Genomic DNA, 16,842 nt, shown 5'->3' on the forward strand with positions numbered 1-16,842 from the left:
TTTTATTTAATTAATTATTGTTTTACGAATCGGCTACTCAGTACTTGTTTTCCATCTGAAAGTTGAAGAACATAAGAGCCTGTACTTAAAATATTGGTGTTTATAAATTGACCGGTTTCCCAACCCTGTTGTTTTACGACTGCGCCGTTTTGATTATAAATCGTGATTTTTCCTGTGCTTATCGAAGACTTAATCTTAATAATAGCATTGCCTTGAGTTAAAAGATTGGGGAGTAATTCTAAGCTCTGTGCTTTATCTGCTCTATCAATTATTATTACAATACTGCTTGTTGAAGTCTTGCCATCTGTATCAACTGTTTTAATACGGTAATAAACAATAGCATTATTATCTAACGCATCGCTAAAATGATACGTATTATTTCCTTTACCTATAGCGGTTATAGTTGCTTTTTGTATAAAATGTATACCATCAGTAGATGTTTCTACCTGCATTTCCTTTGTGTTTATCTCATTTGCTGTTGTCCATTCCAGCGATGCTGAATGATTAATATTAGTTCCGGTAAAAGAAACGAACCGTAATGGCAATACTGTATTTGATTTTATATTTTGAAGTGTTATGTGATCCACTTCAAAATCGGCAGAAGTTTGTGAGGCAGTAACTGTAAAGGATTTAATGCCTTTAAAATAATTATAATCGGGGCTATGCGCTATGTCAATAATAACTGCCTGCCCCGTAGGGTCTTCGCTTGTATATTGTACAGTAATGGAGCCTTTTGAGGTTGTAAACGTATAAGTAATACCATCTGTAGTTTGATTGGCAAAATAAAAAGAGTTCAGGTCGAATGTATTATTCCCTTGTATCTCAAAGGTAGCTTGTGGCGTTTCGCTGGTTGTTTGTAAATAAAGCCCTTCACCTGCTATATGATCGGGTTGCCCGGATACCCATTCGCTGGCACGATGTATACCATCTGCGGAAATTTTCATAGAAGTAGATGTTGCTGTGTTACTGGCGGTAAGTACCCCGCCATCAAATCCATCATAACTCCCTGATGTAGATTCAAAATCATACGTGCCAGATACACCCGGTAAAGCCGTAGTGGTAAATGTAAGCGCGCTACCGTACGTTGCAATCGGACTAGTTGAAAGTATAGCGTATGCCCTGAAATAAACTAATGTACCGGCAGGGAAAGGTCCTGAACTAATACTCCATGTACCTTGACCCAAACCCATTACTATTTTGTTATCTGAAGTAGTCGGAGAATTTTTTGTGGTGCTCCAAACTATTCCTCTCTCTATTATAGTAAAACTGGGTGCAGCTGTAATTGTTCCTCCTAATGATGCGGTAATATAAGATACAGAAGTAGCTGCATTTGTTTTGATAGTAAAACCAGCGGCTGTAGCTGTATATGCAATTATTATTGATAATACAGAAAGGATAAGATTTTTCATAATAGGATAGTAATTGTGATAGCTAACGTCAAAAACTGATCGTTATTGCAACAGATGATAAGAAAATCCTATGTATTACATGATTTAAACATTTACTTATATAACTTTTGTATGAAAAGAGCTTAAAAGATAAAATTTAAAATAGAATTATTTTAGACTTATTAATTATATAAAATAATGTGTATTATGATTAAGATAAAGGCAACATTTAAGAAGATACTGCTTTGTATATTAAAGTTGAAAAGTTAATATACTATTAGTTGCAAATACTATATGACCCGGCCTTCTAATAAAGATATATTAAACTTAAATTGGCTCTTTATTTGTAGAAGTACAATAAAAACTATGCAAAACAGGAAGGATACTTATATTGATCAAATCAAAAAATTAATCGAACCTTATCTTCATCAGTATGTTGGGCAAACACCTGTACTCTCATTTGTTGAACCTGAAAATATTATTACTATTGATGGTAACTTTTTTAATTATTTACCAGAAGAAATTAAACAAGAAGTTGACAGGTTAATTAAAGAACATAATGAATAGAAGAAAAGCTACTCTTATCGCTAAAATATTATTAGGTAATTCTTAATTAGTGAATTTTACATTGAATTTTCCATTAGTAATCGTGTGAGTAGCGTTATCCCCACTATGTACAACACCGCCACTAAATGTACCACTTACAGATTCAGCATTAATAGAGCTAATAGTAACTGTTCCAATATTGGGACTTATACCATTTGAAAGATAAATAATATTACCTGGTTGTTCAAATAAGCTCATAGAAGTCTTATAAGTTGCACCACTGTAACTATTATCAAAAGTTCCTGCTACAACAGGCGCAGAACCACCCACCCCAAATGAAATAAGACTTCCGCTAACACTCCCATTATAGCCAGCAATCCCAATGCTATAACTTCCACTGGTATTTTGATGTGTTGCAACAGCATAAATGCTGAAGCCCGTTGGTTTACCATCAATATCTGCAGATAGTGTAGATGAAGTACCACCGCCACCTCCTGTATTAACAGGATTACTTTTTGAGCATGAAGCTAAAAGAACAGATACTATTATAATGGAAAATAAAATAGACTTCATAATTAATGCTTTATAAAACAAATATAACTTATTTGTCTCCTTCAGAACAGTATTTCAGTTAAACTCATTATTAAATATTCAGAAGTCAATTGTTATTAACAGGGTTGTATTTTTTAATCCAAAAACTATACCTTGAAATACATCTTAAATTTAATATGCAGCAACTATGATCCAATTTAATAATAATGAAAGCTTTTCTATGCAAAAGTATGCTCGGATTGGTGGTTTACTATATGTTGTTATAATTATTTTAGGAATTTCCAGTGAATTCTTTTTTAGAGGAAAACTTATTGTATCGGGCAATCCGGAGGCTACAGCAATGCATATTCAGGCTAATCCTTCTTTATGGCGCATAGGTATCGTAGCTGAGTACATAAGTATAATTTGTACAATAATCTTGGCTATGATTTATTTTTTCCTGTTAAGACCTGTTCATAGGAAATTAAATTTATTGGCAACATTCTTTCGAATGGTATCTATTATAGTGCAGATAATAGCAATATTGAATCTTATAGATGTATTATTTTACCTGGATAACTCAAATTCACTTAAAAGCTTTACGCTGGAACAATGCCATGCAATGGCGGCTATTTGCATAAAATCACATAGCTATGGATACGGCATTTCATTGCTTTTTCTAGGTTGCTGTTTTCTTGTTCATGGATATCTTATTTATCGTTCTGAATTTCTGCCAAAAGTGCTAGGTCTTCTGATTCAATTAGCCGGCATTTGTTATATCAGTAATGGCTTTATTTTAATTCTTGCTCCGAAAGTATCAGGACTTGCTTTTCAATTATTTTTCTTGCCAGTCTTTATTGCTGAAACATCGCTAGGACTATGGTTATTAATAAAAGGTATTAATGTTGAAAAATGGGAGTTAAAATATAATCAAGCAACGTAGCAAATGTTCTTTCATAATTATCACAATCTTCTATCGAAATTTTATAAGCTGCTGAGCAATTCTTCTATAAATTGGAATTGCTCTTTATTCATCTTTTCTTTTGCAAGTGCTATATTAAACCATTCTCCTTTATCAATCTCAGGAAAGCTTTGTTGTTTACCCGATTTAGGTGGCCATTCGATGATAAATGAATTGCTTTTGATAGTTGTAGTATCTATATTTTTTTCTATTGCCCAGGCTTTAACTGTTTTACCACCTTTTTGCTTTATAGAAATAAGTTCTTTAAAATTCCCAGTTAATGCAATACCCGTTTCTTCTTCAAATTCTCTCAAAGCTGCTTTTAATGGATCTTCCTTTTCTAAATACTCCCCTTTGGGTATTGTCCAATAGCCTGCATCTTTATTTTTAAAAAAAGGTCCACCCGGATGCACCAAAAAGAATTCCCATTCATTTTGAGTGTTCCTATATAATAGTATACCTGCACTTTGCTTTGTCATAACCTTCAAGACCTTAAACTTTTTAATACTTCATTCTTGAATCTTACTTTAATTTGTTATTTGCCATTGTCCATTATCTTTTGAGTAATTGAGTCCATTACTCATTTCAAAAATCTCTAATCCTTTTGAATCAAGAAATTGTCTTTTCAAATAGACCCTTATCCCATTATTTTCCTTTGACAAATAATTAATTAATGCTGTCAAAGTAGGAGGTATTTCATGCAACCATTGGCTGTCTTCTTCTTTTACAAACGCTTGGCTCATTATTTCTCGTTTTAGTTTTGCTTCAATAACTGTTTAAAGCTAAAATGCAATAAGTATTCCAACTCGAACCTATTTTTAAAATAGAGATTATAAATTGTTAGTCGGAAACGTAAAGAAAAAGTATATGATCAAGCCTTTATTCTACAAATTTTATATAAATGGCTAGTAAGGTTAAAAATTAAAACGTTGATTTTATATAGTATTCACTTCCGTAATTATTAGGTATTATACTGGTTAAAGTAAATTCACTTTTGCTTATTACTTTTATTTTGTAAAGTCTGCCTTTATAAATGGACTTGTAAATATGAGACCTCAGTGCCTGTGCAACCAATGGAGGTCATTCACAAGTAAAGCAAATTTCTACATCAAGGATTAGATATATAAAACTGCCTACAACATGTGTATTTGTGCAAGTAGGGTTGACACAGTGCAGCATCAACATCAGTAATGCTATTCAGCTTTAGTTCCAGCTAACACAGCGGTATTGAGCATTATCTGTTATCTTCGGCTGTAAACAAAAAACAGCGGCAGTTCCGGGCTGACACTTCACATTATAAGACGCTATTTTCATTCTCTTTTTATAAGCTATAAAGCAAATTATTCACCAAATTATACTGTTAGGTGATTCTAAAAGTAAGATTAATTCGAGGGGCGATTTCCTTTTTAGTTTTAGCAATATGATGTTCCCAATAATCTTGCATAGGACCTGCCATTAATAAAAAGGAGCCATGTGTCAACGGGATAGACATTGGCTTCAGATCTTTATTAAACTTATGTCTTATTTGAAAAGCCCTTGTCTCTCCAAAACTGACAGATGCTATAGGAGTATTTGTGCCACCTTCTGGTTTTTTATCACTATGCCAGCTTACAGAATCATTACCATCCCTATAATAATTAAGTAAAACACTATTGAATCTGCTGCCGCTAACAATTTCTACCTCTTCCTTAATTTCCAAGAGTTCGTCTGTCCATTGGTTAAAAACTTTGCCATACCAGGCAGTAAGCCTGGGATCATCTACTACTTTATCATACATCTTTCTTTGATTTTGTTGCCATGGTGTATTATGCAACAGTGTCTCATAATAGTTGTCAGACCTTTCTTTATCAAAGAATTGTTGTCTTAATGTAAGATCAGCATCAGGGATATCAAAATGAATAATGCGTTTTTTGCCATCATCAAAAACCTGCAAATCATCAAAAAGCGTAAGCATCGAATATTTTTTATTAAAGTTACTACGTTTATTTGTTTTGCTAAAATATTTAGCGAATGAAAAAATTTCATGAAATTTTTTCTTACAAATTGAAAAAATGACCTTTTTATTGAAATGGCATTGGGGTTGTTATGTACTTTTTAAAAAAGGAGGTAATTATGAACAACCTAATCAAAAGAAAACAAGACAATCAGCCGGCAACTTTTGGAAATGTTATTGATGATATCTTCCAAAATAATCTTAACCGGTTTTTCAGTGATGATTTTTGGGGATTTAGCGGGTTAAATTCTCAAAGTAATGTTCCTGTTAACATTGAAGAAACTGATAATTCTTATGAAGTGGAACTGGTAGCTCCGGGACTCCAGAAAAAGGATTTCAATATCAGTATCAACAATGATATCTTAACTATTGGCTTTAAGCAGCATGAAGAAAACAAACAGGAAAATAAAAAATGGATAACCCAGCAATACAGGCAACAGGAATTTACCAGAACATTCGCATTAGACAAAACTGTTAACACTGAAAAAATTACAGCAAATTATGAAAACGGTATTCTTAAAATTTCTATTCCAAAAAATGAGCAAGCTAAAAAAGTATCTCGCCTTATTGAAATTCAATAATGATAAAGATGATCCTTTTTTAGTGTATTAACTGAAATCACAACAAAGGGATGTTAATCATCCCTTTGTTGCTATTATTTTATGCAAACAACTTTCTACATACAGTTCACAATAAAAACACCCAACGATTTTCAAAGCTTTGGGAAATTCTTTATTGGAAATAATCGGTTAGTAGCAAATGCAATTTTTGAAAAGTTAAAGGGCTCTGATGAAGTAAGTGAAAAGACTATTTTACAATTGGATTTTATTGAGTGGAAAAATAACTTACCGGTAAATATTAAGGTCTTGCAATGTACATTAAACGAAATGGGTGATAACTGCAAAATAATTACTAAAGAAATATTTAAAAATTTTAGTTTAAGCGAAAAGATATCTTATAGTGACAATGATAGTGATTAAGTAAAAAATTAATTAAGGGTCTTGCCATGTAATTCCATTAATGTATATTCATCACAAGCTCCATCAGCATGTATTGATAGTACAAACCAACCATGTTCCGGTGCTTGTCCCTTGATGATCAACGCCCTGTTTTTCAAATATGCAATTTCATGTTCATTAACCAGATAAGTGTCAGGTATCCTGTGGACCAATACATCGGGATGTAAGAGGTTTATAACATCCATTATTGTTTCTCCTATTGATATTATTTCAACTTCTGTTGAAAGTGATATGAAATCTGTTTCCGTAGAAAAATAAATGGTGGCATCAAAACAAATAGAATGGTCTTCAGGTTTTAATTTATAATCGGTAATAAATTCTTTCAATGGCTGGTTTATTGTCTTCATCTTAATTTTTATCTTTTGATTGATGATTTATCATCATTGATCATGTTATTAGATTTTGTGTAAAAAGAAATATTATTTACCAATGGAAAGATTTTAGCAGCTGCTGTAGTATAAGAAATATTTTGTAAAAATTTTTCTGCGAGAATTAGCCATCTTCTAATTCTTTTACATGATTTATTATTGATTGTTTTGTTCTGCTCTTGAATCAGAAGATCGATCTCTTTGTGTAAACTGGGGAGTGTCTAATTCATTCTTTGTATGCACGTCAGTTGTTGGATCTGCTTCTAAAGATGAGGTAGGGGTATTTTGCCCCTCCGCTTTATTGCTACTTTTTTTGTTGCGTGATCTTGCATTTATCCATATGTAAAATACAACAACAATTATTCCTCCTATTAGTAATTGTATATATGGTATTGGCATAATAAAAATTTAGTCGATTTAAGGTTGTCCATTCTTTTAAAAAGCATATTTTTCTGCTATTTATTAGCTTACTGATAAGATTTCAACAATTAACGAGCCATTGTCAAAGAGTGGTTCTTCTTGTTACTTGATTTATGTAGATTTTTAATAAAAAGCAGCATCTTTAAAAGGGTTGCTTTTGACTTTTCCCTTAACTGAAGGCATTTAATTAATCTAAAATAAAAAGTATTTAATACAAACTCAAGCTCATTAAAGTATTTGCTGCCATATAGAGGAACAAAAAATTATATAAATTATTATTACAATGATATAAGGTTAGTGATAAACTATAAATAGAGATAAATTATTCTCATAATGAGGTAAACATGACACTGATATGAATGCAATAAGACCATATGCGAACGCTATTTGATGGTATATCATTTGTATTGTTAAGGTATCAAAAACTTATTTATATGGATAATACTTATGTAAACAACAGCGATGAAAATAGCAATCCTGGCGATGATAAAGATTTATTAAATACAAATCAGCAAATAACCAATATTCCGCCTATTGTACAAGAACAACCTAGAGATCATACTAAAGTGGAAAAGAAGCTACAGTCTAAAAATGATATTAATTCTAATTCTAGGATTGGTAATGAAGAACGCCATGATACACTTAAAAGCAACTATGAACATGATTTAATTAAGAGTGAGAAGGATGAAAATATTAAACCCTTTAAAAATTTAGATAATGTGCCGGAGAAGCCAATAAGCGAGGAGGCCGAAGAAGATAAAGATGAGCAACAAAATAACTTTAGAGATGCATTCAATAATGACGATTATAAAGGTCCGAATAATAAATAAGGTAAATTAATATCATAAAAGCAATCTGCCATTAATTTAGAAGGCAGTTGGTTTTAAAACTTAAGTATTCGAGGTATAACTTTATGAGGAGATAAGCAGTGATAATACTGATAACGAAAAGATGGAGCAAGGTGATAGCATCAATGAAGAAGAAGAGGAGTAGCAGGAAAACAGAAACGCGCAAAAAATTCAAATTCTGTAGAAGCGGGATAAATATACTTCTAGGATAAATTGTGTTTTATAAAAACTAATTAATTATTCGTCATAATGGCATTTGCGACAATTATTTAACAGAAGGTAAAACGTATATGGACTTTATCAAGCAACTTTTTTTAGTTGCTGAACATTCCAATGCAATTGATTACGTTATTTTTCAGTCGGGGAAAATGTTAACTCACTCTAAAAAATTTGATAATTACTCCATTGCTCGATAATTGCAAATCCTTTGAGCTTATATTGTCAACTTTAAAGTTCATGTTGGTGGGAGTGGGATTTCCTTGAAGCTTAAAAATCATGTTCATTAAATATGAATCATCTTCTTTCTGTATTGAGAATGTGCCAGCTATTTCGGTTTTAGTTGCATGTACTTTTCTCATATAAACAACTGTACTTTCTTGGCCAGACTTTTTTAAGTTTAGATTAAGTGAAACATGTTCATTATCCCAAAGTCCGGATATATTTTTTTCGATATTCAATAATTGTTTATCCATATATCTAATTAAACAAACAACCTGCCAACTTCAGGAACAATTTTAGAATATTTAAAAATATGACAAAGGCAATCAAACATTTGAGGTATACTATTTTGCCGTGAAAAATTTATTTATTTAGAGTGGCATTACTTATTATCAAGGAAAAGTATTACCATTACAACTATAAACCAATTAGTACATTCTTGCCTATAAAGAAATATTAACGAGTACATGGCTTCAATTTAATTTTGCAGAATTCTCCATTAAGTTTAAAAGTAAACCAACTTGTTCACAAGAATTTAAAGCAAATGTTTATAGTATTATTATTTGTAAAATTTTTGTTTTTTTTAGTTTAGTATTATGTTGGCACAGAATTTATTTATACAAAGTACTAAATAAATTTTATGAAATCATTACTGTTAACTTTAACAATGGGAATTTTAATTTCTTCATTCTGCTTTTGTCAGGTAAAAAAAACTGATACTTCAAGAAGTATAAATTCATCAAAATATAAAAATGGAAAAATTAAATCTGTTAATAACAAAACTTCTATAGATTCAATTCCTATATCAGATAGTAATAAAACTAAACTATCTGGTGGTTTTACGCCGGGAACAAATACTTTTCCAAACAATACAAGCCCTAATGCTCCTGTGCCATCTAATACACCAAGTACTGCACCCGGAAACTCTTCGAGTCAATCTCAACAAACAACTTCACCTTTTTAATAACGAAGAAATAAGTTTGTGTCTTCTAATTAAAATAACAGCTGATTTATCTTAATTACAGTCTATTTATTGATTAAGCATTTAAATAAATATGATAAACAGATAAATTTTATGGGAAGTTGGAATTGAATATTGGTGTGAAACCTAAGAAATGACAAGGGAATAACTAATAGATTCAATAGGAATTGTTGGAACTTTAGCAAAGACAGTAAAAGGAGATTTTGGAAAGAATCTAAAAAAGCACGACTTTAATCTCTTTGCTGTTACGCAAATTTTAGTCAAACTCGACATTATTTTGGGCCTACGTATGTAAAATGTATATGTCTCGATGATTGAGGAGAAAGTATTAATCGTTTACTTTAAGGAGGTGTCCAAAGTCAAACCGTATTAATCTTCTCGTATTGGTAGGAAATATTTAATCAAGCGTTCACACGTAAATGAGTTGATATAAATATTTACTTATTTATAAAAATTTGAGTTAAAATGGGTATTTTTCTATACTCATTTTTTCTTTAGGCAATAAATTCCCCTCTAGTATAAATTATAAAAGCAAGATTAAATGGCACAATTTTGCTTTCATCACTGCTATGAGCAAAGTATTAATTATTGATGATCAAGAGGATATCTGCTTTTTATTGTCAAATATCCTACAACGAAATGGGGTTTTATGTGATTCAGCACACACTCTAGCACAAGGTTATACATTACTTGAAACACATCAATATGATGGAATCTTTTTAGACAACAATTTACCAGACGGTTTTGGTATTGATAATATTGAAAAGATAAAAAAGCTAGGGATTACAAAAGTAATTATGATAACAGCCTTTGCTAATGAAGTCATGGAAACTTCTGCGAGGTTAAAGGGGGTAGATGCATTTATACATAAGCCTTTTACAATTTTTACTATTCAAAATGTTGTTGAAGTTTTATTACGTGCTTAACAAATAACAAGTGTTGCACTATTGCAATTTAGATGTGTTAAATATTTATAAATATGCCTAGTACTTCTTTCAGTTCCTCCTTTAATTATCATGAATCTCTATAGACTTTTGCAAGTGAAAATGCGATGCTCGTCATTGATAAAAAACAGGGATTATAAAAGAAATAAATAAAGCTTTTATAATTTCTTTTGGATAGACAGACCTAGACATAATCAATGCAGATTTTTCTATATTTTTTACAGAAGAGGATAAAAAAATAAGCCCAAGAAAGAATTGAAAGCAGTATTATTACAAGGACAGGCCTCTGATAAAAATTATTTAATTAATAAAAACCAAAGGAAAACCGGGTAACAGGGAAGTATTTTATTAAAAGGCTCAGAAGGTGACGATTTTGTCCTTAAGATTATCCAAAATATGATTCGGATTTCCCACCCCTGGGTTCAGGCGTTTTTTTAAAATCCCTTTTCTTTTTATAAACATTTAAGCTCATATACTCTGCTTTACAATCTTATAGCCAAATTTTATTCCTTTTTATAGTCTCTGTATAAACTCTTTAGAAATTGTAAGAATTTCTACTTAATTAAGGCACGATATTTTAAATACTATTTAAACCTTTATGAATATTCAATGATAGCTTGCGCACTAATCGCAATACTTATTACCTTTCAGGCTGTTAAGCAATAGAGGCTATTTTCAAACCTGTGTCGGTGTTGGAATTTTTATAGTTGTTAGCGGGTAGATCAAAAAACTAATCGGTTATAATAACGGCGCAGCAGGTAATTAGTCAATATACTTATAATTATCATAGTTTGTTTGCATAAAACTTGTTACTAACAACTATTTATTTTTTCTTTTTATCGTCTTTTTTTCCAAATAATTTTTGGAAGAAAGTTTTATGTTCCGGTTCAGCATTATTGACAGAACTCAGATTGATCTGGTTATCTATTGATGGCATTAAAGCTTGTATAAATGCATTTCGTAAAAGTTCCCATATAGCATCAACAACATTAGTGCTTGATTTTCCAAAAGCCCCCTCTATAGATACTTTTGTAGCTATTTGTTGTTCTTTATGATTTTTTAATATTCCTGCTGCTGCTCCAACTATAACCTCCCACGCTTTCTGCAGTATATTATCATGTCTGTCCTGTGGACCCAATACTTTAAGATCTTTTATTACAGGCTTTACATAACCAACATACTTCCCATCTTTTGCTGCAAATTCAGTGTATAGCCCTAAACTACCTTTATTTACGTCAAATCCTCCATAAGCTTTTAGAAAATCATTTAATAAGGCAAGATTGACATTTTTAACATCCGCATTTAAATCAAACCTTGTCTTTTCTGACAGAAAATCCATCTTCATATTTAATGCTAATGTACCCCCATATACATTAGCTGTGGCTGCTAAAGTAGAAGGAAGTTCAACCTTACCATTTTCTACATTTGTAAGATTTTCAGCAAGTACATGCAACTGTTGAAGAGAAATATCTACTTTGGGGCTCGCACCTGCATCTACATAATGAATACTGCCATTATTAATCTCAAAGCGATTGATTTTTAAAGGCATGAAGTCTTTAAGGACTTTTTGAAAACTATTAGTATCTTTTTTAACATCATTTAATTCAGCTCTGTCTTTTGTAAAAATCAATTTAGGCGTATTGAATATAAGTTTACCTACCAACCTGCCATGAAAAAGTGCTTTCCATTGGATTGAAATATCTAAATCGTTAACTGTAAAAAAAGGAGTTTGTTTTTGAGTGGATGAGTCTAGCTTATTTAAATACATCCCCTGGATTTGATAAGCACCGCGATATAGCGATACATCAATATCTTGTATATGACCATAGTACCCAGGCATGTGAGATAATGTTTTATTGCAATAATTTAATAGAATAGTTGGCAATAATAACCGGAAGACAATAAGTATAATTACAATCGTCCCTATTATTACATAGCGCTTCTGTAAACGAGTTTTTTTTGTTTTATTATTCATAAAGTTATACAACGAATACTTAAGTCTTTAAACTGGCTGCCCTCCCAATTTTATCCGGCTTCTCCAGAATTTGGATTTTTTTTATTTTGTCAGTTTTTTTTCTTCCTCGTTATTTTCTTTAACCCTCTTTGTCGACTATTTCTTCTACATAATTTCAATCAACATCATCATCTATATCATTATTTTCTTCTTTATCAAATATATCTTCTTCGTCCCCTGCATTTTTAGGTTGCGCGTGCATAATTGGTGGTTATTGATTACCCGCTAATGTGTATTTAATAAGTTTTATCATCACCGGAATTATTTTTTGCTTTTGGTTGTTTACATGAATGTCATTTTGATAAGATTTAATGAACAAATGATATACCATTAGTTGTATTCTATATATTCGCTTTTCCCTTTTATAACTGAATAGTGACATCTTGACCTCATTTTGACAATGATTTGTCGCGGTAGATCTGCTTTGCGTTTTCTTTATGGAAATATGAAAGATAAATTCAGATGTAGTAAAATAAAAATTATAAAGCTATACGTCAACTGGTTACAAAAAAACTGGGATTTTAATGCCGGCTGGTATGCGAACAGCCTAAAGAATATTACTCATATTTTGTTACAAAAAATAATAAATAAAGGCAGTATTATAATTAATACCGCCCCTTCTTAAAACAAATTATATCGAACCTATTTATATGCTACAAAAATTGTGTGTTTTTTTACTAACCTATAGATTATATAAGTTTTTTAATAATTATACAATGATTGAAGGAAAAAGCTGTACAATAAAGACTTCTTTTTAATAGTGTTTATAATCTTGGGATTTTATTGTAGATAATATTTCCCGCTGTGTTGATTTTTAACCTGCGAGTTTATACCCAACACATAATTTAAAAAGGGCATGATTATTAATATTAATTATAATAGTACCAACAATTTATTCATTTAAATAAAATAATAATAATTATGGAAAAGACTACTAAACGCAATAATACCAAAGCTGCCAAGAACGCCTCTCAAGAAAATGATTCACGATTGGAAGAATTTTTCCATGATGAATTAAAAGATATTTATTGGGCAGAAAAACACTTAGTAAAGACACTTCCAAAAATGGCAAAAGCTGCCAGTGCTGAAGATCTAAAAACTGCTATTAACGATCACCTTGAAGTAACTAAGGAACATGTGACAAGGCTGGAACAGGTTTTTAGCATTTTAGAACAAAAGCCTCAAGCTAAAAAATGTGATGCGATGGAAGGTATTACCAAAGAAGGGGATAGCATCATTGAAGATACCGAAGATGGCACTGCAACCAGGGATGTGGGAATTATTCTTGCCTGCCAAAAAGTAGAGCACTATGAAATTGCTACTTATGGCGGATTAGCACAATTAGCTAAAACATTAGGGTATACGAAAGCAGCAGCTATTTTAGAAAAGACGCTTAGTGAAGAAAAAGAAGCCGATCAAAGCTTAACTGAATTAGCAGAAGCTACCGTAAATGAACAGGCAAATGCGGAATAACCATACTCCTTCCTACTTAGCGAACCAGATCCCGGTGATCTGGTTCTTTTATTTTTTAACTTAAACTAATATATCATGAAACAAGATGTAAATACACCACAAAGAAGCTTTTTTGAAAACTTTGCTGTAAAGGTCACTAAAGCTACAGGAAGCACAGCTGCATTTATCCTTGCATTACTTTCTGTAATCGTATGGGTTATTACCGGACCAATATTTCATTACTCTGAAAATTGGCAACTCGTAATCAATACCGGAACTACTATCATCACATTCCTTATGGTCTTTTTAATTCAAAAAGCGCAAAATAAAGATTCACTTGCGATACAGTTAAAATTGAATGAATTGGTAGCCGCACATGAATTTGCAAGTAACAGATTAGTAAATGTGGAAAATATGACTGAAGACGAATTAAAAGTAATTCAAAAATATTATGGGAAGCTGAGCGATTTTACTAAAAAAGAGGAAAGTTTACAGCAATCTCATTCCATTGATGAAGCAAAAGGTATGCATGATCTAAAAAAAGAAATGGAGGATGAACTAGAGGCACGGTTTAAAAAATAATGGTCTGGAAATTGGATTTACGAAAGTAGAGTAACACAATTAGTGATGACGCCAGAATTGTATGATATAACGGCACTAAAGATTATTTCAGGCTATTTTATCAAAACAAATGAAAGTATTGCTGTAGCAGAAAGCGTTACTTCAGGACATTTGCAAGCAGCACTTTCTTCAGCTGAAAATGCTTCCGTTTTTTTTCAAGGTGGACTGACCGCTTACAACCTGATGCAAAAATACAAGCATCTACACATTGATATTACAACAGCAATTACCTGTAATTGTGTATCTGCAATAATTTCAGAAGAGATGGCAATCAATGGCAGTAAACTCTTTTCAAGTCACTGGGGAATAGGGGTTACTGGATATGCCTCACCGTTGCCGGAAGAAGGAATCGTTGATCTGTTTGCTTATTATACAATCACCTTTAAAGAGACAATTATTAAACAAGAAATAGTGTATGCTCCTAAAGCTGATCCTATCTTGATCCAATTGCACTACACCAATCATATTTTAAGAAGCATCGCACATGAGATTGAAATACAGCCTTAATTATTTAAAACTATCAGTATGGAAACACTTATTGAACTATTTGGACAGGGAAAAGATTTAACCATTATTCAAATGGGCAACCGGGGAATTATAATTTTCTTGTTCACGCTTTTTTTGATTAGAATATCCGGCAGGCGTTCTTTTGGAATTAAAACACCACTGGATAACATTATTGTCATATTGTTGGGAAGTGTTTTGGCTCGTGCAATCGTTGGAGCCTCTCCTTTTATTCCCATTATTATTACCTGTTTGGTAATTGTACTGTTACATCGAATCTTTGGATGGGCAATTGTTCGCTACAGACCTTTTGCAAAACTTATAGAAGGAGAAAAAATATTACTATTTGTTAAAGGCAGCTTTATAAAAGAAAATCTCAATAAAGCATTAGTGTGTGAAGAGGATGTACTACAAGGTATTAGAGAATCAGCATTAACGGACGATTTGCAAAAAATAGACAAGGTGTACATCGAACGAAACGGTTCTATCAGCGCTATCAAAAAAAATAATTAATGATTTTATTTCTGATGGTTTTTAAGTACACCTTTTTTATAATCTCTTAGAAAATTAATATAATCAGTTTTTATTTGACTTACATAATGAATTGCGTATGTTAATACTTTTTCTTGCCAGTCTTTCTTTGCTCCAAATTCTTTTAACTCATCCGTAATAGATGAGCCTTGCTCTCCTGAGCTTCGTAATTGGGATGAAGCCGTTAACATTGCCATATCATCAATCACCTGATAGATATTTCTGTAATCCTTTTTAATCAGATTAAAATTAATACTGTCTTCGGTAGGTTGTAATTCTTCTATTACAAAAGGCATTTTCTTAAAAACGGTTGCACTTAATAAGGCAGGCGGTCTATTCTGCATTCTTTGCTGGATTGTAATGATACGTTCAGCATTGGTATTCCATTGTGGTTGTTTTATTCTTACATATGGTAATAAGGATGGTGGAGTTGCTTCTTTCATATCAAGCAATAGGTATTTTTCTCCTGTACCATTAGAAGATTTTAATAAAATTATATATCGTATTTGTCCTAAACTGCCTGTACCGGCAACACGAAACGCAGCGTCAATTGGAATATAGTTATAGGGGCTTCCTCCATCATTCTTTAACCATCCCGCAATATGGTTAAACAACTCTTTTTTCAATGCTGGAGGTAGTTTGAGATGTTTGGGGGTATTCAAAAGCATTATTTTTTTGTTTTTCACCCTGGCTTTTTTCTTTAGAATATCTTTTGTTTTCCTTTTGCTTGCATTTACTAAGAATTGGCAAACAATTCCTTTTGCCACACGAGGTTCGATATAATTAGGTTTACCTTTTTCTAAGATGGACGAATAGGTCTTTAAGAATAATTGTGCCATATTAATGGCTTTCTTTTGCTCGATTCGTAAAGATTCAAATGCAACAAAAATACTTGTTACCATGCGTACTACTTCAAATATTGCTGGTGCTAATAATGCTTCGTCAAAATCATTGAGATCGAAATAAACCAATCTATTGTCGCTTTTAAAGCTCCCAAAATTTTCTAAATGCAAATCACCACAAATCCATGCAAGAGGAGATTGAAATACCTTACCGGATTTTTTTAGGTCTTCATAAAACAGATGATTTGTTCCGCGATAGAATTTGTAAAGATCTGTCGCCATTACCTTATACTTTTCCTGAATCATAGCAGGCAGTCTTGTCTCATTAAATTTTTGGATTCGTCTAGTTACTTTTTCCATGTGCAGTTAGGTTATAAAAGAGATAAAATAAAAGCATGCCAATATAGAGATTTGCACAACAGATACGTGTAATTCTCAAT

General features: G+C 31.9%; 21 protein-coding genes. 11 read left to right on the forward strand and 10 right to left on the reverse strand.

Annotated elements, in window-relative coordinates:
• Positions 1-14: 14 nt before the first annotated feature.
• Complete coding sequence (locus K9M53_RS05080) at positions 15-1,409, reverse strand: T9SS type A sorting domain-containing protein (protein WP_224018546.1); 1,395 nt, start codon at positions 1,407-1,409, stop codon at positions 15-17.
• A gap of 345 nt (positions 1,410-1,754) precedes the next feature.
• Between K9M53_RS05080 and K9M53_RS05085 the strand changes: the two genes are divergently transcribed.
• Complete coding sequence (locus K9M53_RS05085) at positions 1,755-1,955, forward strand: hypothetical protein (RefSeq protein ID WP_224018547.1); 201 nt, start codon at positions 1,755-1,757, stop codon at positions 1,953-1,955.
• Between the two features lie 42 nt (positions 1,956-1,997).
• Here K9M53_RS05085 and K9M53_RS05090 read toward each other — a convergent pair whose 3' ends face one another.
• Positions 1,998-2,507, reverse strand: coding sequence for a hypothetical protein (locus tag K9M53_RS05090; RefSeq protein ID WP_224018548.1), 510 nt, complete (start codon positions 2,505-2,507; stop codon positions 1,998-2,000).
• Positions 2,508-2,673: 166 nt separating this feature from the next.
• Between K9M53_RS05090 and K9M53_RS05095 the strand changes: the two genes are divergently transcribed.
• On the forward strand, positions 2,674-3,408 hold the full coding sequence (locus K9M53_RS05095) for a DUF4386 domain-containing protein (RefSeq protein WP_224018549.1): 735 nt from the start codon (positions 2,674-2,676) through the stop codon (positions 3,406-3,408).
• Between the two features lie 41 nt (positions 3,409-3,449).
• On the opposite strand, the gene K9M53_RS05100 is transcribed toward K9M53_RS05095, so the two are convergent.
• The 3 genes from K9M53_RS05100 to K9M53_RS05110 form a co-directional block, all read right to left on the reverse strand.
• Positions 3,450-3,905 (reverse strand): NUDIX domain-containing protein, encoded by a 456-nt coding sequence (locus tag K9M53_RS05100; RefSeq protein ID WP_224018550.1) that lies wholly within the window; start codon positions 3,903-3,905, stop codon positions 3,450-3,452.
• A 48-nt stretch (positions 3,906-3,953) separates the two neighbouring features.
• A complete protein-coding gene (locus tag K9M53_RS05105) occupies positions 3,954-4,169 on the reverse strand; it encodes a hypothetical protein (RefSeq protein WP_224018551.1) in 216 nt (71 codons plus the stop codon).
• A gap of 617 nt (positions 4,170-4,786) precedes the next feature.
• Positions 4,787-5,380, reverse strand: a complete 594-nt coding sequence (locus K9M53_RS05110) for an alpha-ketoglutarate-dependent dioxygenase AlkB family protein (protein WP_224018552.1) — start codon at positions 5,378-5,380, stop codon at positions 4,787-4,789.
• A 158-nt stretch (positions 5,381-5,538) separates the two neighbouring features.
• Here K9M53_RS05110 and K9M53_RS05115 point away from each other — a divergent pair, with 158 nt between their 5' ends.
• On the forward strand, positions 5,539-6,000 hold the full coding sequence (locus tag K9M53_RS05115; protein ID WP_224018553.1) for an Hsp20/alpha crystallin family protein: 462 nt from the start codon (positions 5,539-5,541) through the stop codon (positions 5,998-6,000).
• 81 nt (positions 6,001-6,081) lie between these two features.
• Positions 6,082-6,399 carry a hypothetical protein gene (locus tag K9M53_RS05120; protein WP_224018554.1) on the forward strand — a complete coding sequence of 106 codons (318 nt, stop codon included), beginning with the start codon at positions 6,082-6,084 and terminating at the stop codon, positions 6,397-6,399.
• 8 nt (positions 6,400-6,407) lie between these two features.
• Here the strand turns inward: K9M53_RS05120 and K9M53_RS05125 are convergent, their stop codons facing one another.
• Both K9M53_RS05125 and K9M53_RS05130 read right to left on the reverse strand, forming a co-directional pair.
• Positions 6,408-6,785 carry a hypothetical protein gene (locus K9M53_RS05125; protein ID WP_224018555.1) on the reverse strand — a complete coding sequence of 126 codons (378 nt, stop codon included), beginning with the start codon at positions 6,783-6,785 and terminating at the stop codon, positions 6,408-6,410.
• A gap of 177 nt (positions 6,786-6,962) precedes the next feature.
• Complete coding sequence (locus K9M53_RS05130) at positions 6,963-7,205, reverse strand: hypothetical protein (protein ID WP_224018556.1); 243 nt, start codon at positions 7,203-7,205, stop codon at positions 6,963-6,965.
• 455 nt (positions 7,206-7,660) lie between these two features.
• Here K9M53_RS05130 and K9M53_RS05135 point away from each other — a divergent pair, with 455 nt between their 5' ends.
• Positions 7,661-8,056, forward strand: coding sequence for a hypothetical protein (locus K9M53_RS05135; RefSeq protein ID WP_224018557.1), 396 nt, complete (start codon positions 7,661-7,663; stop codon positions 8,054-8,056).
• Between the two features lie 389 nt (positions 8,057-8,445).
• Here the strand turns inward: K9M53_RS05135 and K9M53_RS05140 are convergent, their stop codons facing one another.
• Entirely contained in the window at positions 8,446-8,766 is a 321-nt protein-coding gene (locus K9M53_RS05140; protein ID WP_224018558.1) for a hypothetical protein, read from the reverse strand.
• Positions 8,767-9,152: 386 nt separating this feature from the next.
• Between K9M53_RS05140 and K9M53_RS05145 the strand changes: the two genes are divergently transcribed.
• Positions 9,153-9,476 carry a hypothetical protein gene (locus tag K9M53_RS05145; RefSeq protein ID WP_224018559.1) on the forward strand — a complete coding sequence of 108 codons (324 nt, stop codon included), beginning with the start codon at positions 9,153-9,155 and terminating at the stop codon, positions 9,474-9,476.
• Positions 9,477-10,063: 587 nt separating this feature from the next.
• Positions 10,064-10,420 carry a response regulator gene (locus K9M53_RS05150; protein ID WP_224018560.1) on the forward strand — a complete coding sequence of 119 codons (357 nt, stop codon included), beginning with the start codon at positions 10,064-10,066 and terminating at the stop codon, positions 10,418-10,420.
• 841 nt (positions 10,421-11,261) lie between these two features.
• On the opposite strand, the gene K9M53_RS05155 is transcribed toward K9M53_RS05150, so the two are convergent.
• Positions 11,262-12,278 (reverse strand): DUF748 domain-containing protein, encoded by a 1,017-nt coding sequence (locus K9M53_RS05155; RefSeq protein WP_224018561.1) that lies wholly within the window; start codon positions 12,276-12,278, stop codon positions 11,262-11,264.
• A gap of 1,095 nt (positions 12,279-13,373) precedes the next feature.
• Between K9M53_RS05155 and K9M53_RS05160 the strand changes: the two genes are divergently transcribed.
• The 4 genes from K9M53_RS05160 (at position 13,374) to K9M53_RS05175 (ending at position 15,542) form a co-directional block, all read left to right on the forward strand.
• Positions 13,374-13,925: a YciE/YciF ferroxidase family protein gene (locus K9M53_RS05160; RefSeq protein ID WP_224018562.1), complete on the forward strand. Its 552-nt coding sequence runs from the start codon at positions 13,374-13,376 to the stop codon at positions 13,923-13,925.
• A 75-nt stretch (positions 13,926-14,000) separates the two neighbouring features.
• A complete protein-coding gene (locus K9M53_RS05165) occupies positions 14,001-14,486 on the forward strand; it encodes a low affinity iron permease family protein (RefSeq protein WP_224018563.1) in 486 nt (161 codons plus the stop codon).
• A gap of 45 nt (positions 14,487-14,531) precedes the next feature.
• Complete coding sequence (locus K9M53_RS05170) at positions 14,532-15,032, forward strand: CinA family protein (protein ID WP_224018564.1); 501 nt, start codon at positions 14,532-14,534, stop codon at positions 15,030-15,032.
• Positions 15,033-15,050: 18 nt separating this feature from the next.
• Positions 15,051-15,542 carry a DUF421 domain-containing protein gene (locus tag K9M53_RS05175; RefSeq protein WP_224018565.1) on the forward strand — a complete coding sequence of 164 codons (492 nt, stop codon included), beginning with the start codon at positions 15,051-15,053 and terminating at the stop codon, positions 15,540-15,542.
• A 5-nt stretch (positions 15,543-15,547) separates the two neighbouring features.
• Here the strand turns inward: K9M53_RS05175 and K9M53_RS05180 are convergent, their stop codons facing one another.
• A complete protein-coding gene (locus tag K9M53_RS05180) occupies positions 15,548-16,762 on the reverse strand; it encodes a DUF2252 family protein (RefSeq protein ID WP_224018566.1) in 1,215 nt (404 codons plus the stop codon).
• Between the last annotated feature and the right edge of the window lie 80 nt (positions 16,763-16,842).

The sequence above is a fragment of the Ferruginibacter albus genome, assembly GCF_020042285.1.
In the GTDB taxonomy this organism is placed as follows: domain Bacteria; phylum Bacteroidota; class Bacteroidia; order Chitinophagales; family Chitinophagaceae; genus Ferruginibacter; species Ferruginibacter albus.